The sequence below is a fragment of the Maritimimonas sp. 2405UD52-3 genome (assembly GCF_056591715.1).
Genome location: NZ_JBWQOL010000001.1, coordinates 25,049 through 42,334, shown reverse-complemented (window position 1 = coordinate 42,334; position 17,286 = coordinate 25,049). Strand labels below are relative to the sequence as shown.

The window sequence follows — 17,286 nt, the reverse complement described above, 5'->3', positions numbered from 1 at the left end:
GCACAAAATTCTATAGTGCAAAACGCTTCCACTTTTAAAATTTATAACGCCTCAGCAGGTAGCGGTAAAACCTTTACACTGGTTAAGGAATACCTTAAGATTTTATTAGCGACTTCAGATCCATATCGCTTTCAGAATATACTGGCAATCACATTTACAAATAGAGCCGCTGCCGAAATGAAGGAGCGTGTCATTAATAATCTGCGAGATTTTTCCAATATCAAAATTTTGGAGCATAAAACGGAGATGTTTCTAAAGGTTGAAAAAGAAACAGGTGTTGACGCTAATGAACTTCATAAGAGAGCAAAAAAAGTGCTCACAAGTATCCTTAATAACTATTCAGCTTTTAATATTACTACGATTGATAGTTTTACCTACCGATTAATTAGAAACTTTGCTTTTGATCTGGGCTTATCACTCAATTTTGATGTTGAAATGGATACTAAATCCTTACTCAATGAAGCGGTGGATTTATTGATCTCTAAAATTGGTGAAGATGAAAAGCTAACAAAAGTCTTGATTGATTTTTCCATACAAAAGGCCAACGAAGATAGATCATGGGATATCTCAAGAGAATTGAAAGAAATTGCTCAAATTTTATTGAATGAAAATGATTTTTTGCATGTTAAACAACTAAAAGATAAATCGTTAGAAGACTTTATTGAGCTTAAGAAAAATCTTCAAAACAAAATCGACTCCCTTGAGAAAGAATTAAAGAAAGTTGGAGAAAAAGGTCTACAACTCATAGATGACTTTCAAATTGATCATAAGGATTTCTACTATTCACAGTTTCCTAAACACTTTCAAAACTGCATTTCAGATATTTCTAATTTAAGCTTTGATAAGAGTAAAGGCTTGCCAAAGAGTATTGAAAGCAGGCAATTTTACACCAAGAATAAACCTGAAGAGGTTAAAACCGCTATAGATAGTATTATCAATCCGCTTTTGGAATTTTACAGTCGCTCTGAAAAACTCTATCAGGAGCATTTATTGTTTAAATTGTTTTTAAGAAGTCTGGTCCCATTAGCAGTTTTAAGTAAGATTAATGAAAGTTTGGATGAACTTAAAGGAGAAAAAAACATTCATTTAAATGCTGAGTTTAATCAGATTATTAGTGAACATTTACGAGAACAACCTGCAGCTTTTATTTATGAACGTCTTGGTGAAAGGTATAAACACTATTTTATTGATGAAATGCAGGATACTTCTAAATTACAATGGTTGAACTTAATTCCGCTTATTGAAAACGCATTATCTCAAGAAAATTCAAACTTATTATTAGTAGGTGATGCAAAGCAATCTATCTATCGATGGCGTGGAGGAGAAGCGGAACAGTTCGTCGGTTTGTCAACAGATAATAATCCTTTTAACATTGTAAGTCAGCCAGAATATTTAGATACAAATCACAGAAGCTATTCTGAGATCATCAATTTTAACAATGATTTTTTTCAATTCTTGTCTAAGTATTTTGAAAAAGAGACCTATTCCGAAATCTACTTTAAGGAAAATCAGCAAAAAATTACTGATAAAATAGGTGGTTACGTACATGTATCCTTCATAGAAGAAGGCTTGTTAGCTGCTGAAAAGGATGAAATGTACTCTGAAAGAGTTTTGAAGATCATTCATGATTTGAAGAGCGAATTTGATCTGAATGAAATTTGTGTGATTACTAGAAAGCGTAAAGAAGGTGTTGCTATCGCCAACTATCTCACAGAAAATGGTATTGATATTATCAGTTCTGAAACTTTACTATTACAAAATTCTTCTAAGGTGCAGTTTATCATTGATTTGCTTACATATCTGCAGCAGCAATCCGATAAAGAAGCGCAGTTTGAGGTCTTGTATTTTCTATTTGAGCATTTCAAACTTAATCAAGACAAGCATGATTTTCTTGAAAAATTCATAGGCTACGATACCCCAAAGTTCTTTGATGAGTTAAAGACTTTGAGTGTCGATTTTAGTTATGAAACATTCTCATCTCTTCCATTTTATGAAAGTATTGAATATATTATAAGGGCTTTTAAGCTTACTGAAACTTCTGATGCCTATTTGCAATTCTTTTTAGATGAGATATTACAGTATTCTATCAGAAAATCAGAAGGTATTCAAGGTTTTTTAGAACATTGGCATGAGAAAAAGGATAGCTTAAGTATTGTAGTTCCAGAAGAAAAGAATGCGGTTAGAATTATTACCATTCATAAATCAAAGGGATTGGAATTTCCAATAGTCATTTTTCCTTATGATTTGGATGTTTATTATCAAATGAACCCAAAAACTTGGTATCCTATTGAGGAAAAAGAGCAATTTAATGAGTTTGACAGTCTTTTGGTAAGTGCCAATAAAAAATTGGAGCAGTCTAGTGAATTAGGAACTGTTTTGTTTCAGCAACAAAGAAATGAATTGGAGTTTGATAATATCAATTTATTATATGTAACCTTAACAAGGGCCATTGAGCAACTTTATATCATTTCTGAAAAACAAAAAGAAACAGATATACCCAAGCGATATTCTCAATTCTTTAGAGCCTATTTAAGATCAAAAGGAAGGTTTGAAGAAGAACGATCTGAATATGAATTTGGCACTAAACAACGCGTTTCTAAAAAGGAGAAAAGGTCAAAAGATAGTTACCAACTAGAGAAATTTATCAGTTCACCATGGCAAGATCATAATATTAATATTGTGGCAACTTCAAGCCTCTTATGGGATTCTGAAAAAGGAGCCTCCATTCTTTATGGAAACTTGATTCATGAAATACTATCCAAAATAAAAACCAAAACAGATACTGAGCAGGCAATTGAACAATACCTTATCAATGGAACTATTTCAACTGACCAAATAAAGGACATCTCAATGACAATAACGAATGTGATTGAGCATCCTCAATTAGAAAAATACTTTCAACAAAACCTTACTATTTATTGCGAACGTGAAATACTTACTTCAGATAAAGAAATTATAATACCTGATCGATTGGTTATTGATGAGAATAATCAAGCTACGATTATAGATTACAAAACTGGTCTACCAGATAAAAAATACCATGGCCAAATTCAAAAATATGCCAGTGTAGTTGCAGAATTGGGCTATATCGTAAATAAAAAGTTGCTGGTATATATTCATGAAAGCATCCAAATAGAAGAAGTCTAGTTAAAAATAATATCTTTGAAAAATTTTTTACATGAACATACTAGATATCGTTTTAGGTATCATATTACTCTACGGTGCCATTAGAGGTTTTATGAACGGGTTTTTTGTTGAAATTACCTCATTAGTAGCACTAGCTTTAGGGGTATTTGGAGCCATTCACTTCTCTTATTTTGCAGCTGGTTACCTGCAAAATAGTGTAGACTGGTCTGAAAGATATATTCAGATTGTTGCTTTTGCCATCACTTTTGTGGGAATTGTTTTAATTATATCCTTAGCAGGAAAACTTCTTACAAAAATTGCGGATTTAGCAGCCTTAGGAATAGCAAATAAATTTTTAGGGGCTGTTTTTGGAGCGGCAAAATTAGCATTAATATTAAGTATTGTTCTTGTGGTCTTCAACAGATTAAATAACACGCTACCTTTTGTGAGCGATGCTACTATAGAAGAATCGATATTATATAAACCTGTAAAAAGTTTTGCACCTATGTTATTTCCTTCAATTTTGAATGAAGAAAAAAATGAAGAACCAGTTAACCGAACTACTTAAATTTTAAGAAATGTCAACAGCAAAAAAAGAATATAAACGTATTACCACGAATAGCTTAGTGGAAATGAAGCGTAACGGAGAGAAGATAGCTATGCTTACTGCTTATGATTATAGCATGGCTAAAATTGTTGATCATGCAGGTATAGATGTTATTTTGGTAGGCGATTCGGCTTCCAATGTAATGGCTGGTCATGAAACTACATTGCCAATTACGTTAGATCAGATGATCTATCATGCCACCTCTGTTGTGCGTGCAATTCAACGTTGTTTAGTGGTTGTAGATATTCCTTTTGGGAGTTATCAGTCGGACCCAAAAGAGGCATTACGATCTGCCATTCGTATTATGAAAGAGTCTGGAGCGCATGCTGTCAAAATGGAAGGCGGTAGAGAAGTTAAAGAGTCGATTAAACGGATTTTAAATGCTGGAATTCCCGTAATGGGACACTTAGGATTAACGCCACAGTCTATTTACAAGTTTGGTACCTATACCGTAAGAGCAAAAGAAGAAGAAGAAGCAGAACAATTAAAGGAAGATGCAAAATTATTAGAAAAATTAGGATGTTTTGCGGTAGTACTAGAGAAGGTTCCTGCTAAACTTGCAAAAGAAGTAGCTAAAAGTATATCTATTCCCGTGATAGGTATTGGTGCAGGCAATGGTGTTGACGGACAAGTATTAGTGGTTCATGATATGCTAGGTATGACCCATGAATTTAATCCACGTTTTTTACGTCGTTATCTTGATTTGTATAATGAAATGAACGGGGCTTTCAAACAATATATTTCTGACGTGAAAAGTGAGGATTTTCCCAGTGAAAAAGAGCAGTATTAAGACTGCTTAAATTCTCACGGATCATTACTTGTTAAAATGTTGCTAAATCCTTTATACATAAGGTTTTTTAACCATAATTTAACAACTAGAACTTTAGTAATGCCCTAAGTTTGCTATCCTGAAAAAATTCATTTAGTATTGCATAATTTTTAATAAAATATATGGAAGGAACAACTACGAGCGTTGATATTAGAGCGATTAATGAGAAGATAGAAAAAGAAAGTGCCTTTGTTGATTTGTTAAACTTAGAAATGAACAAGGTAATTGTTGGGCAAAAGCACATGGTTGAACGATTATTAATAGGTCTTTTAGGTGATGGCCATATTCTTTTGGAAGGAGTACCAGGGTTAGCAAAAACATTGTCTATCAATACACTTTCCAAAGCTGTTAAAGGTTCTTTTAGTAGAATACAGTTTACTCCAGATTTATTGCCAGCCGATGTCATAGGTACAATGATCTATAATATTAAGGAGAATGATTTCTCTATAAAGAAGGGCCCTGTTTTTGCAAATTTTGTACTGGCTGATGAGATCAATCGTGCTCCAGCAAAGGTGCAGTCGGCTTTGTTGGAGGCCATGCAAGAGCATCAGGTTACTATTGGCGATGACACCTTTAAATTAGATGAACCTTTCTTGGTTATGGCTACTCAAAACCCCATTGAACAAGAAGGCACATATCCATTACCAGAAGCGCAAGTTGACCGTTTTATGCTAAAAACGGTGATTGACTATCCTAAGCTTGCTGAAGAACAGTTGATTATGCGTAATAATTTGAGAGGAAGTTTTGAGGCCGTAAATGCTGTTGTTGATTTACAACAAATTCTTTCGGCGAGAGAAGCTGTGAAAGAAGTTTACATGGATGAGAAAATAGAAAAATACATTCTTGATATTATTTTTGCAACACGCTACCCAGAAGAATTCAGATTGCCAGATTTAAAACCTTTAATAAGTTTTGGCGCATCTCCTAGAGGTAGTATTAATTTAGCAATGGCTTCTAAGTGTTACGCCTTTATAAAGCGTAGAGGATATGTAATACCTGAAGATGTTAGAGCAGTTGTACATGACGTAGTACGTCATAGAATAGGAATTACCTACGAGGCAGAAGCAGAAAATATTACTTCGGTTGATATCATCAACAAAATTGTAAACCAAGTAGAAGTACCTTAAAATTTGTTTAACCGTTGATTCGTTTAACTGCTTTAGGTTAAATGATAGTAACGATTATTCGATTCAACAATTTAACAAATCAGCATCTTGGATACCAAAGAAATACTCAAAAAGGTTAGAAAAATAGAGATTAAGACACGTCGGTTGTCTGATCATATTTTTTCTGGTGAATATCACAGTTCTTTTAAAGGGCGAGGTATGACCTTTTCTGAAGTACGTCAATACCAATATGGCGATGATATTAGATCTATTGATTGGAATGTTACTGCACGTTATAACGAACCTTTTGTAAAAGTTTTTGAAGAAGAACGTGAGTTAACTATGATGTTGGTTGTAGATGTTAGTAGTTCTGAAATGTTTGGTACAACACAACAATTTAAGCGAGAAACAATTACTGAGATTAGCGCTACATTAGCTTTTTCCGCTATCCAGAACAATGACAAGGTGGGTTTATTGTTATTCTCTGACGGAATTGAATTATTCATTCCTCCTAAAAAAGGAAAAACACATGTACTTAGAATCATACGAGAACTAATAGAATTTAAACCTAAAAGTAAAAAAACGAATATTACGCAAGCTTTACGTTATCTGTCAAATGTGATGAAGAAGAAAGCTATTGTTTTTATTTTATCTGACTTTATGGATGAGTCGTATGATAATGCCTTAAAAATTGTTGGTCGCAAGCATGATGTAACGGGTATTAGAGTCTATGACAAATATGAAGAGAAAATTCCAAACCTGGGAATGGTGCCAATGTTAGATGCTGAAAGTGGCAAGACAGTTTTGGTCAACACAAGCTCTCAAAAGATAAGGACTAACTACAAAGCCAACTACCTCAAAACAGTGGATTATTTTGAAAACACTTTTAAAAGAAGTGGTTCGGGCACTATTAGTACGCGTATAGACGAGAGTTATGTTAAGAAGTTACTGGGTTATTTCAAAAGAAAAGGCGCGTAGAAGATTTATGAAAAAGATTTTAGTACATATCGCCTTTTTTATTGGACTCTTTGGGTTTTCTCAAAACATTCCTGAAGTTTCTGCGAAAGTAGATACGTCCAAGATTAGGATAGGTGAGCAGTTCAACTATCAGATTGTTGTAGATAATGCAGATAAAGGTGTTGTTTTTACAGAGATTAAATTAGACAGTTTTGCTAGAGTAGAGTTAGTAGAAGATTTAGGTATTGATACATTAAAAGACAAACTTGTCAGAAAGTATGCCTTGACTAGTTTTGATAGTGGTCGTTATGTTATACCACAACAAAGAGTAATGATCTGGAGTCAAGAGTACATGACAGACTCATTAACCATTGACGTGAATACGGTAGCCGTAGATACCATCAAGCAGCCCATGCACACCATAAAAGCTATCAGGAATGAACCTTATACTTTTGAAGATTTTAAAAACTATCTGTGGTGGCTATTAGGTCTCTTAACGTTAGTAGCTGCAATCATCTACTTCTTGAAACGCAAAAAGAAGACTCCTGAAGAGGTTGAGCTCGCCATACCTCCATATCAATTGGCATTGCAACGCTTGCAAGAACTGGATGCTAAGCAGTTATGGCAAAAGAATAAAATCAAAATGTTTTATGTTGAGCTTACTGACATTGTAAGAACATATATTGAGCGTGAAATGAAAATCCCGGCTTTGGAATCGACTACTGACGAACTAATGGAAACCCTTACAGATTTTAATAGTTCAAGTAATTTGAATATTCCGCAAGAGACCATCAACAAATTAAACAAACTACTAAAGGATGCTGATTTAGTAAAGTTTGCAAAATTTAAACCATTAGCTAACGATATTGAATTACATCGTAACAGTGCAGGAGAGGTCATTGATGAGTTAAAACCTAAAAGGATAGAAGAAGATGAAGTTGTGGAATAATTTAGAACTAACGAATCCTGAATTTTTATGGTTGCTACTTGTTATACCACTACTGGTATTTTGGCACATTTTTAACAGAAATAGAGATGCCGCTAGATTAACTTTGGCTAGTACAAAAGGTTTTGCAGAGCGTTCTATCTGGGCAAAGTTAAAACCTCTGCTGTATGTGCTCCGTATGTTAGCCTTTGCAGCTCTAATTATTGCCTTAGCTAGACCTAGAAATGTAGAGGTTAGTAAGCGTACAAAAACTACACGTGGAATTGATATTGTAATGGCTATTGATGTTTCGGCCAGTATGTTGGCAAAAGATTTGAAACCCAACAGGTTGGAAGCTTTAAAAGGTGTTGCCAATAGATTTATAAATAAACGACCAAATGATAGAATTGGTATTGTGGTATATGCAGGAGAAAGCTTTACGCAAACACCTATTACTAGCGATAAGCGAATCGTTATTAATACCGTTAGAAAGTTAAAATGGGGTGACCTAGAAGGAGGTACTGCCATTGGCATGGGATTAGGTTCTGCGGTAAATAGATTGAAAGAAAGTAAAGCAAAAAGTAAGGTAATTATTTTGCTGACTGATGGGGTAAATAATTCTGGATTTGTAGACCCTAAGACAGCAACGGAGTTAGCTAAGAGTTTAGAAATTAAAGTTTATACTATTGGTTTGGGGACTAATGGTATGGCGCAATTTCCTTATGCAAAGGACCCAAGAGGAAATTTGTTATTTAGGAATGCCCCTGTAGAAATAGATGAAAAATTATTGCAATATATAGCAGATGAAACAGAAGGGCAATATTTTAGGGCAACTGATAATGAGAAGTTAGAATCTATTTACGATGAGATTAATAAATTGGAAAAAACGGAAATAGAAGAATTTAAATATTATAATTACCAAGAGAAATATAGACCGTTAATCCTGTTGGCAGGATTTTTAATTTTAACTGAAATGTTATTACGTTTTACGGTATTTAGAAGTTTTATATAATGTATCAACTAGAAGAAAAAGGATATTTCATGTACTTTATAGTAGTTGCAATTTTACTACTAGCTTATATTCTTGTTGCCTGGTGGAAACGTAATAAACAAAAGTCGTTTGCTGATAAAGAGTTGTTAGAGCGTTTAAGCCCTGAAACCTCACCGTTTAAATCAGCATTAAAAGTATTGACCATCGCTTTAGGATTATCCTTTCTAATTATTGCCTTGGTAAACCCTAAAATGGGCACTAAACTTAAAACAGTCAAGCGCCAAGGTGTTGATGTGGTGTTCGCTTTAGATGTCTCTAAAAGTATGTTGGCTGAAGATATCGCTCCAAATCGGTTAGAGAAAGCAAAGCAGATCATCTCTAAAATAATTGATAAACTGGGTAGTGATAGAGTAGGTATTATTATTTATGCTGGTAATGCATTTCCCTTATTGCCAATTACTACAGATCATGCGGCAGCAAAAATGTTTTTGCAAAATGCAGAACCAGACATGGTATCATCTCAAGGAACAGCAATTAATGAGGCTCTAAAATTGGCCAAGAGTTATTTTGATGATGATGAACAGACCAATAGGTATTTGTTTGTGATTTCCGACGGAGAAGATCACGAAGAAAAAGTGAGTTATGTTGCCAATGAAGCCACTGAAGAAGGTATTAAAATTTATACAATTGGTATCGGAACATCAAAAGGAGAACCCATTCCAATCAAGCGTGATGGCACATTTATTGGTCATAAAAAAGATAGAAAAGGAGAAGTGGTAATTACAAAATTAAATGATCAAACCTTAAAAACAATTGCCTCAGATGGTAAAGGGGAATACCTTTATGGAAATAATACGACTAAAACAGTAGATTATATTGATGAATTGTTACTGGCTGCTGACAAGAAAGAATTTGAAACCAAACAATTTTCTGATTTTAAGGATCAGTTTCAATGGTTTGTTGGTTTAGGTTTATTGTTGCTAGTTTTTGATACACTTATGTTCAATAAGAAAACAAAATGGATACAGCAATTGAATTTGTTTAATGAAAAAAAGGATAATAGTTATGAATAGGTTTTTTATAGCATTACTTTTAATTTCTTCTGTTGCTTTTGGTCAAAAAGAGAATGATACAAAGAAGTCCAAACAATCAAAGATTGAAAAAGCTGAAAAACAAATCATTCGTGATGGTAATGGTTTTTATAATAACAGCAATTTTTCTGATGCAGAAGTTCAATATAAAAAGGCGTTAGAGGTAAACCCTAATTACAAAAAAGCGCAATACAACTTAGGTAATGCAATCTATCAACAGGATAGGTTTGAAGAAGCGGTACCTCAATATGAATTGGTAGCTAAAACTAGTGAAGATAAATTGGTAAAGGCTGATAATTACCATAACATGGGTAATTCGTTCATGAAGCAAAAACAATATGATAAAGCTATTAACGCCTACAAAAATTCATTACGAAATAACCCTAATGATGATGAAACCCGTTATAATTTAGCCTTGGCGCAAAAGTTATTGAAAAATGAAGCTGACAATAAAGAAAAGGATAAAAATAACGACGATAAGAACAACGATAATAAGGATCAAAAGAAGGACCAAAAAGATAATAAAAAAGACAACAAAGACCAGAATAAAGATAAAAACGAAGGCGATAAGGGCGACAAAGACAAGGATAAAAAGGGAGATAATAAAAAGGATTCAAACAAGAAGAATCAGGGTGATGATGATAAGCAACAAAAACAGCCTCAGCCTAAAAAGAATCAATTGTCAAAACAGCAAGTTCAGCAGTTATTAGAGGCTATGAACAATGAAGAAAATAAAACACAGAAAAAAGTTAATGCCAAAAAAGCCAGAGGTAGAAAGGTAAAACAGGAAAAAGATTGGTAAAATAATGTTTAGAATAACATTCATACTATTTTTTATCATAGGCTTGCAAACCATTGAAGCCCAGGATTTATCTTTTAAAGCTACTGTAAGTAAAAATAGACTGGGCGTTAATGAGCGTTTACGCATTACATTTTCTTTAAATAAACAGGGCGGAGACGACTTCACACCACCAAGTTTTAAAAACTTTAAAGTGCTTGCAGGACCAATGCAGTCAACGAATTTTTCATATGTAAATGGTAAACAATCTTTTGAGCAGTCTTACACTTACACATTGCAGCCAAAAAGAAAAGGAGTACATACAATTCCTTCAGCTAGTATAAAATATGAAGGAGATATTGTCAAAACGAACACAGTAAAAGTTACGGTTACTGAGGCTGTTGAGATTCCTAAAGATCCGAATGATCCTAGCTATCTTGCATCTCAAAATGTGCATTTAATTGCAGAAATATCTAATTCAAAACCCTATGTTGGTGAGAGCATTTCTGTAGTTTACAAATTGTACGTAGATGTAAATAATGTTTCTGTTCGTAATACCAGAGAACTAGAATCTCCGTCATTTAATGGTTTTTGGAATCAAAATATAGAGGTAAAACAATGGGAACCTAAAATGGGGGAATTTCAAGGGAAGCCACATCGTTATGTTATTGTAAAAAAAGCTGTTTTGATTCCACAAAGGGCGGGCAAACTGAGTATAGAACCTATGAGTATAGAGACAGCAGTAGGAGTTCCTAGTGGTCGAGTTGATCTTTTTGGCAATAGAATGACACGCAATGTTAACTATACGGTTACTACTGGAAGAAGAACTGTTGAAGTTAAAGCATTACCTGAAGAGGGGAGACCGTCAAATTTTAATGGCGCAGTAGGTGATTTGGACTTTAAGATTTTTGCTACGAAGACTGAATTAAAAGCAAATGAATCTGCCCAGATCAAAGTTGAGGTAACGGGAAAAGGAAACTTAAAATTGATTGACCTCCCATCTATTGAAACACCTAATGGTTTGGAACGTTATGAACCTGAACACAAAGAAAGTATTAGTACGAATTTGGCAGGCCTTCGCGGTAAAATATACGATCAATATACAGTGGTACCTCAGTACAAAGGAAAGTATAAGATTCCACCGGTATCATTTTCTTACTTTAGCTTAAAAGACAAAGTATATAAAACAATTACCACCAACCCTATTGTTATTAATGCTCCCCAGGGAGCCATACCCTCTGAAGCTGCAAACACAACTGCCATAGACAAAAGAGATGTGATTACTACAGGTAATACAATCAGATATATAAGTAGTACTGCAAAATTTATCTCAACAGCCAAAACCAAAGACTTTTTAGATTCAAACTTGTTTTATTCTCTTTTGATATTGCCATTACTGGTAATTCCTATTGGGGTTTTTATAGGAAAAAAGAAAAAAGAACGAGATGGAGATATTATTGGTAATAAGCGAAGAAAAGCTGATCGTTTAGCACGGAAGTACTTATCAGAAGCTAAAAAACAGTTAGGAAATAAAGAAGCGTTTTATATTGCTTTAGAAAAGGCATTGCACAATTATTTAAAGGCGAAGTTGCAAGTAGAAACATCAGATATTAGCCAGGAACGAATTACGGAGTTATTATTAAATAGAAATGTAGATGAAATTTCTATTGATAGACTCATAAAAGTATTAGATGATTGTGATTATGCGCGCTATACACCAACTACTAATGTGCAGATGCAACAGGAATATAATAATGCAAAAGAAGTAATTGCAAAGATTGATAAACAACTATAGATGTGGTTATACTGTTTTTTAAGACAGTTATAGATATATGAAAAGAATATTACCAATACTGTTATTATTCGGTTTTACAGGTTTTTCAGCGCAACCTGCAGATAGCCTTTTTGTAAAGGCCAATAAGTTATACCAACAAGAAAAATATGATGAGGCTTTAACCATTTATCAAGAGATAGAAGCTAATAAGTTAAAGTCAGATGATCTGTTTTATAATATGGCGAATGCTTATTATAAAAAGAATCAGGTAGCGCCGGCTGTTTATTATTATGAAAAAGCGTTATTGTTAAACCCTAATCATGAAGATGCAAAGCATAACTTAAGTTTTGCAAAGCGAATGGCACTTGATAACATTGAAGCCTTGCCTAAGTCTATAGGACAAAAACTCTCAGAGAATATTGTACAAAGGTTCACGTATGATATCTGGGCCTATTTGGCGGTAGTATTTTCGTTTTTATTTGCACTCTTGTTTTTACTATATCATTTTTCCTATGCTGCTTCTAAGAAAAGAATTTATTTTATTACGAGTATACTAAGTGTGCTATTTTCAATCGTATCTGTGTTTTTTGCGTATAGCAATCATGAATTCACTAAGAGTTACAGAACGGCTATTGTTTTTGCACAACAAAGTAATGTGCGAAGCGCACCTACAAAATCAAGTGAAGTGAATTTTGAATTGCATGAAGGTACTAAAGTGCAATTATTAGAGAGCCTTGACGGATTTAAAAAGATAAAAATTGCTGATGGTAAAATAGGATGGATAGAGGAGGAAGATATCAAAGAACTCCAGTAATTCTATTTATAACATACCGGCAATATTTCATTTTTCATCAAACAATACTTGTCAATTTCTATATCAGACATTTTTTTAGAATAGTTTATCTCTTCTACTTTAAAACCTACATTCCTAAGTCGGTCAAAATAGTCATTGCCATATACGCGTACATGATCATATTGTCCAAAATGTTTTGCACGTTCTTCAGGAGAAGTGATGCTAAAGTCCTCATAAGTCGTATCTCGTGAATAATCTTGAGGTATTTGAAAAATGCCAAGCCCACCTGACTTCATGACTCTGTAGAGCTCTTGCATGGCTTTTTTGTCGTCTGGAATATGTTCCAGCACATGGTTACAAAAGACAATGTCAAACTCATTATCCTTGAAGGGTAGATCACAAATATCAGCTTTTACATCAATGATAGGTGAATAAAGATCAGCTGTTACCAGATCAATATGCTTTAAGGCTTTAAAACGTTTTAAAAAGCATTGTTCAGGAGCCATATGCAAAACACGTTTTGGTTTTGATGCATCAAAAAAATCGGTGTCATTTTGTAAATACAGCCAGAGTAATCGATGACGTTCTAAAGAAAGTGTACTTGGAGAAAGTACATTAGGTCTTTGCGTACCGTAACCATAAGGTAAGAATTTTCGAAAACTTTTACCATCAATAGGATCAGTGTATTTAGAACCCTTAAGATAAAATGCGAATAAAGGACGAACCCAATAACTGGCTTTGATCAAAAAAGGTCTTGGAATTGTATTGAGAATGTATTTAAAAAGCGACACAAGAATATTTTAAGTCATTTTAAAATGAGCCTGCTTTCGGCAGATGATTGATAAATCTAACTTCTTACCTAAAGGTTCGAAATAATTAGACTGTTAGTTTAACTTTTCGAAACTCGTCTTCTTCATCACTTTCTATACCCAAAGCCTCATATATATATGCAAATGTAGAAAGCAGTTCCGGTTTTCCATTAACAATAGCAACATCATGTTCAAAGTGTGCAGAGGGCTTGTTGTCTGCTGTTAAGATGGTCCAACCGTCTTTTAAATGTCTTGTTTTATGCGTACCCATATTAATCATAGGTTCTATGGCTACCACCATGCCTTCTATGAATTTTTTTCCTCGCCCTCTTCTACCATAATTAGGCATTTCAGGGTCTTCATGCATTTTTTCCCCCAATCCATGACCTACTAATTCACGTACTACACCATAACCATGAGCTTCACAATAATTTTGAATAGCGTAGCCAACATCTCCTACACGATTACCAGTTTTAAACTGTCTGATTCCTTGGTATAAGCTTTCCTTGGTAACTTTTAAGAGTTTTTCTACATCTTCGGACACCTCACCTACTTCAAATGTGTAAGCATGATCTCCATAAAATTCATTTTTAATCGCCCCACAATCTATAGAAATAATATCACCATTATCAAGAGGTGTATCGTTAGGTATACCATGAACAACTTGAGCATTAGGACTCATACATAGTGTATTTGGGAAGTCATATAAACCTAAAAAACCGGGTACTGCACCCTGATCTCTAATAAACTCTTCAGCAAGTTTGTCTAAATATAGAGTTGTAACACCAGGCTTTACCTCTTTGGCAAGCATACCAAGTGTTTTAGATACTATAAGTGCGCTTTCGCGCATTAATTCAATTTCCTCGCGGGTTTTTGCTTTGATCATATTAAAATTTAAAAGCGCCAAAAGCCTTTTTTGCGTTTTTTCTTTACTAAAATTTCAGGTTTATTAGTAATCATTCTATAGATTTCACCCCAGCCTAACATACCGCCTATATTACGATCATCAATAAAAATATCAGCATTAATCTTTCGACTGACTTTATTATCAAATACTTCTTCAGGGTAGTTTTTATTTACAGCATAAAACTCAATACCATTCTTTTTACAAAAATTAACAGCTTCATCAAGTTTGCTCCCATTTCTATAGGTCCAAAGAATTAATCGATGACCATCATTTTTTAATTCTTTTAAGGTTTCAAAAGCAAAAATTTTAGGACTTCCAATTTCTGGATAGGCATCTTCAACAATAGTACCGTCAAAATCAACAGCAATTATCTTGTGGTTTTTAGGTAACATCTCTCTTCATTTAAAGTGGTGCAAATTTAAGGGATTCTTTTAGAATATAATAGACTCACTATTTGTCAATTACTATGCCACTGTTTGTAGTATGAATGTCGGTAATTTTTACCACTTATAATCTTCAAAAGGTCTTTTTCTAGATTTTTGACGGGCTGCTCTACAAACCTTGAAACTTCTTTTCCGTTTTTTAAGAAAATAATGGTTGGAGTACGCTTGATATCATAACCTTTTTGGAGATGATCGGGAGTTTTCTTAGAGCGATCAAGAGCGATCAACTCTAAATTATCAAAATTAAAATTTGCCAGCTCAAGAACTTTAAAAAGACGAGGGATTTCTCGATGACTATCATGACACCAAACAGACATGAAAATCTTAATCTGGTAATCTTGAATATGAGTTTTTATTTTCTCAACTGTTTTTTGATGAGGAGTGTAAGTATCATAACTGTCAAAATACCATTTAGAATTAGGTTCTTGAAGCAGAAATTCTTTATTCTTTAAGCCGATAAAATCAGAATTTTTCTGAGTAATAGTTTCCTTTTCTTGTGCACAAACAAGCTGAGAAATAAGAAATATTAGAAATAGGACTTTTCTCATATTTAAATCAATGCTTCCTGATCCATAATGGCGGGTTTTTCAATCCCTATTAATTTTAGAATTGTGGGTGCTATATTGGCTAAAATCCCGCTAGCAATAGTATCGATTTCCTTATCTACCAAAATAATAGGGACAGGATTTGTGGTATGAGCTGTATTTGGCGACCCATCTTCATTGATCATTGTGTCGCTATTACCATGATCCGCAATGATGATGGTAGTGTAATCATTTTCAAGTGCTCTTGTTACAATTTGCTTTACACAACCATCAACTGTTTCTGCTGCTTTTACAGCCGCTTCAAACACTCCTGTATGGCCTACCATGTCTGTATTTGCAAAATTTAAACAAATAAAGTCAGGTTCTTTATTAGCTATTTCTGGCAGTATTTTTTCAGTAATTTCATAAGCACTCATTTCTGGTTTTAAATCGTATGTAGCCACCTTTGGTGAAGGGCACATAATACGTTTTTCACCTTTAAATTCGTTTTCTCTACCGCCAGAAAAGAAAAAGGTAACATGAGGATACTTTTCGGTCTCTGCTATACGAATCTGTTTCTTATCATGTTTTTCTAAGACTTCACCAATGGTTTCAGAGAGATCCTCTTTTGGGTAGATGACGTTTACATTTTTAAATGTATCATCATAATTAGTCATGGTAACATAATGCAAAGGCATTTTATGCATATTATACTCGTGAAAATCTTCCTGAGATAATGCTTGGGTAAGCTGCCTACCACGATCAGTTCTGAAATTAAAGAATATTACAACATCATCTGATTGAATGGTGGCTAGAGGATTTTCATCATCGTCAACCATGACAATAGGTTCAATAAATTCATCTGTTACCTCCATGTCATAGCTATCTTGAATTGCTCTTTTTACATCAGTTGCCTTTATGCCAATTCCATTAACTATAAGGTCATAAGCTTTTTTTACACGTTCCCAACGCTTATCCCTATCCATGGCATAATAACGACCAACAACTGATGCTAGTTTGGCAGTATAGTCTGATAAAAAATCATCTAAATCAATCAAAAAATCAATACCCGATTGCGGGTCTACATCTCTACCATCCGTAAAAGCATGAATATAACTTTCTACACCAGCAACTTCGGCTGCTTTAACCAAGCCTTTTAAATGATTTATATGTGAATGTACACCCCCATCAGAGACCAGTCCTAAGAAATGCACTTTTTTATTCTGAGTTCTAGCATATAAAAAAGCATCTTGTAATACTTTCTCTTTGGCCAATTCGTCATTCTCTACGGCTAAATTAATTTTGGCCAAATCTTGATATACGATTCTCCCAGCACCTAAGTTCATATGCCCAACTTCGCTATTGCCCATCTGACCATCTGGTAACCCTACATGTAATCCATCTGTACGCAAGGTTGCATTTGGATACTTTTCATAAAGAGAGTTTATAAATGGAATGTTAGCTTGATCTATTGCTGAAACTTTAGGGTTGTTTGAAATTCCCCATCCATCCAGTATGAGCAGAATAACTTTTTTTTGCATGTTTTTCAAGTTGAGTCACAAAATTAACAAACTAAAAAAGATTTTTAGATCAATTTAACAGCTAATGTTAAATTTGAGTTAAGTA

General features: G+C 34.0%; 16 protein-coding genes. 11 read left to right on the top strand and 5 right to left on the bottom strand.

Translation table 11 applies throughout. From position 1 onward, the window contains the following. The first annotated feature begins 15 nt into the window (after positions 1-15). From AC1EU5_RS00195 to AC1EU5_RS00145, 11 genes are all read left to right on the top strand, one after another. Positions 16-3,147, top strand: coding sequence for a UvrD-helicase domain-containing protein (locus tag AC1EU5_RS00195; protein WP_480190320.1), 3,132 nt, complete (start codon positions 16-18; stop codon positions 3,145-3,147). 31 nt (positions 3,148-3,178) lie between these two features. Next, a complete protein-coding gene (locus tag AC1EU5_RS00190) occupies positions 3,179-3,694 on the top strand; it encodes a CvpA family protein (RefSeq protein WP_480190319.1) in 516 nt (171 codons plus the stop codon). Positions 3,695-3,704: 10 nt separating this feature from the next. Beyond that, complete coding sequence (panB, locus tag AC1EU5_RS00185) at positions 3,705-4,523, top strand: 3-methyl-2-oxobutanoate hydroxymethyltransferase (RefSeq protein ID WP_480190318.1); 819 nt, start codon at positions 3,705-3,707, stop codon at positions 4,521-4,523. 161 nt (positions 4,524-4,684) lie between these two features. Beyond that, positions 4,685-5,689 (top strand): AAA family ATPase, encoded by a 1,005-nt coding sequence (locus AC1EU5_RS00180; protein WP_480190317.1) that lies wholly within the window; start codon positions 4,685-4,687, stop codon positions 5,687-5,689. Positions 5,690-5,776: 87 nt separating this feature from the next. Next, on the top strand, positions 5,777-6,646 hold the full coding sequence (locus AC1EU5_RS00175) for a DUF58 domain-containing protein (RefSeq protein WP_480190316.1): 870 nt from the start codon (positions 5,777-5,779) through the stop codon (positions 6,644-6,646). 7 nt (positions 6,647-6,653) lie between these two features. Continuing rightward, positions 6,654-7,574 (top strand): hypothetical protein, encoded by a 921-nt coding sequence (locus tag AC1EU5_RS00170; protein WP_480190315.1) that lies wholly within the window; start codon positions 6,654-6,656, stop codon positions 7,572-7,574. Further along, positions 7,558-8,562, top strand: coding sequence for a vWA domain-containing protein (locus AC1EU5_RS00165; protein WP_480190314.1), 1,005 nt, complete (start codon positions 7,558-7,560; stop codon positions 8,560-8,562). The genes AC1EU5_RS00170 and AC1EU5_RS00165 overlap by 17 nt, the downstream gene beginning before the upstream one ends. Continuing rightward, positions 8,562-9,614: a VWA domain-containing protein gene (locus AC1EU5_RS00160; RefSeq protein ID WP_480190313.1), complete on the top strand. Its 1,053-nt coding sequence runs from the start codon at positions 8,562-8,564 to the stop codon at positions 9,612-9,614. The genes AC1EU5_RS00165 and AC1EU5_RS00160 overlap by 1 nt, the downstream gene beginning before the upstream one ends. Continuing rightward, on the top strand, positions 9,607-10,434 hold the full coding sequence (locus AC1EU5_RS00155; RefSeq protein WP_480190312.1) for a tetratricopeptide repeat protein: 828 nt from the start codon (positions 9,607-9,609) through the stop codon (positions 10,432-10,434). Before AC1EU5_RS00160 ends, AC1EU5_RS00155 begins: the two co-directional genes overlap by 8 nt. A gap of 4 nt (positions 10,435-10,438) precedes the next feature. Beyond that, a complete protein-coding gene (locus AC1EU5_RS00150; RefSeq protein WP_480190311.1) occupies positions 10,439-12,205 on the top strand; it encodes a BatD family protein in 1,767 nt (588 codons plus the stop codon). 37 nt (positions 12,206-12,242) lie between these two features. Next, positions 12,243-12,998, top strand: coding sequence for a tetratricopeptide repeat protein (locus AC1EU5_RS00145; protein ID WP_480190310.1), 756 nt, complete (start codon positions 12,243-12,245; stop codon positions 12,996-12,998). A 2-nt stretch (positions 12,999-13,000) separates the two neighbouring features. Here AC1EU5_RS00145 and AC1EU5_RS00140 read toward each other — a convergent pair whose 3' ends face one another. The 5 genes from AC1EU5_RS00140 to gpmI all read right to left on the bottom strand — a co-directional run bounded on the left by AC1EU5_RS00140 (position 13,001) and on the right by gpmI (position 17,201). Further along, positions 13,001-13,768 (bottom strand): class I SAM-dependent methyltransferase, encoded by a 768-nt coding sequence (locus AC1EU5_RS00140; RefSeq protein WP_480190309.1) that lies wholly within the window; start codon positions 13,766-13,768, stop codon positions 13,001-13,003. A gap of 85 nt (positions 13,769-13,853) precedes the next feature. Beyond that, positions 13,854-14,672 carry a type I methionyl aminopeptidase gene (gene map, locus AC1EU5_RS00135; protein WP_480190308.1) on the bottom strand — a complete coding sequence of 273 codons (819 nt, stop codon included), beginning with the start codon at positions 14,670-14,672 and terminating at the stop codon, positions 13,854-13,856. An 8-nt stretch (positions 14,673-14,680) separates the two neighbouring features. After that, on the bottom strand, positions 14,681-15,085 hold the full coding sequence (locus tag AC1EU5_RS00130; RefSeq protein WP_480190307.1) for a BT0820 family HAD-type phosphatase: 405 nt from the start codon (positions 15,083-15,085) through the stop codon (positions 14,681-14,683). A 65-nt stretch (positions 15,086-15,150) separates the two neighbouring features. Further along, complete coding sequence (locus tag AC1EU5_RS00125) at positions 15,151-15,684, bottom strand: thioredoxin family protein (protein WP_480190306.1); 534 nt, start codon at positions 15,682-15,684, stop codon at positions 15,151-15,153. Positions 15,685-15,686: 2 nt separating this feature from the next. Next, entirely contained in the window at positions 15,687-17,201 is a 1,515-nt protein-coding gene (gene gpmI / locus AC1EU5_RS00120) for a 2,3-bisphosphoglycerate-independent phosphoglycerate mutase (protein ID WP_480190305.1), read from the bottom strand. Between the last annotated feature and the right edge of the window lie 85 nt (positions 17,202-17,286).